Below are 1,296 nucleotides of genomic sequence, written 5' to 3' on the forward strand. Positions count from 1 at the left end.
GCGCGAGAAGCTCGCTGGCCAAGATGGTGTTCGCTACGCGCGCTCCAAACACATTGGCGACATCGGGATGCCAGTGCAATCTTCGGAATGTCGCGCGTACCGACCGATAGGTCGTTTCCATCTGTTCGTTCGTGCAAGTCTCCTGGGCAGTCCGGGTGCAGCCTCTTTGGCTTCCGGGCGCCGGTCTCAGATCAGGTCGGGTTCAGTGCTGCGGGCCGGGTGTAGACTCCGCCCGACACCATCAGCCGCCAAGCAATCCTAGCGAACTTGTTGGCCAACGCGACCGCGACCAGCTTGGGCGGCTTCCGCTCCATGAGCTTGGCCAGCCAGGGCGATGGCTTTGTATGCCCGAGGCGCACATGGCGCAGCAGCGCTGTGGCCCCGACGATCAGCGTTGACCGGATCAATGGATCTCCAGCCTTGGTGATCCCGCCGAGTCTTGATCGACCGCCTGTCGAATGGTCTCGCGGCGTGAGCCCCAGCCATGCGGCGAAGTCGCGCCCGGAGCCGAAGGTCTCCGCCGGCGGCGCCTTCATGCTCAGCAACGTTGAGCCGATAGGGCCGACGCCGGGAATGGTGGCGATGCGCCGGCTCAGCTCGTCGGCGCGGTGCCACTTCATCAGCTTCGCGTCGATCTCCGCCAGGCGCGCCTCTACCGCGGCGTATTCCTTGGCTTGAAACTGGAAGAGCTCGCGCGCCAGCTCCGGCAGCGTGTCATCTTCGAGGACGCACGCGATCAGGCCATTGACGTTCTGCCGGCCGGACGGGCCCACAATCCCGAACTCCGCCGCATAACTCCGAAAAGCGTTGCTGAGCTGCGACTTCACCATGACGAGCCGCTCGCGCACCGTCATCAACATGCAGGCCGCCTGACGGTCCTTGGACTTCACAGCCACGAAACGCATGGTCGGCCTGGTGACGGCCTCGCAGAGCGCTTCGGCGTCGGCCGCGTCGTTCTTCCCGCGCTTCACGTACGGCTTCACGTACTGCGGCGGGATCAGCTTCACCTCGTGGCCGAACGACTCCAGGAGCCGCGCCCAATGGTGGGAACTACCGCAGGACTCGATCGCGACAAGGGCCGGCGGAAGGTTCTCGAAATAGCGGATCATGTCGGCGCGCCGAAGCTGCCGCCGCAGAACTACAACCTCGTTCTCATCCACTCCGTGGAGCTGGAACACGGACTTAGCCGTGTCCATGCCGATACGCACTGGTGTGACCATGTGGCTCTCCTCTCGACTGGTTTGTTGACGCTAAGCGCCATCAAACCGTTGGGATGAGAGGCCGTCCACACCAACA

Annotated in this window: 1 protein-coding gene; it reads right to left on the reverse strand. The window is 63.8% G+C overall.

What is annotated here, in order from left to right:
* Nucleotides 1-191: 191 nt before the first annotated feature.
* Entirely contained in the window at nucleotides 192-1,220 is a 1,029-nt protein-coding gene (locus C5708_RS19370) for an IS110 family transposase (protein ID WP_242923641.1), read from the reverse strand.
* Nucleotides 1,221-1,296: the final 76 nt, after the last annotated feature.

This window comes from Caulobacter sp. CCUG 60055, assembly GCF_022750545.1.
GTDB lineage: Bacteria > Pseudomonadota > Alphaproteobacteria > Caulobacterales > Caulobacteraceae > PUIC01.

What these genes read in the sequence shown, in the direction of transcription:
- C5708_RS19370 (WP_242923641.1), bottom strand. Translation starts at nt 1,220, where the DNA reads ATGGTCACACCAGTGCGTATCGGCATGGACACGGCTAAGTCCGTGTTC.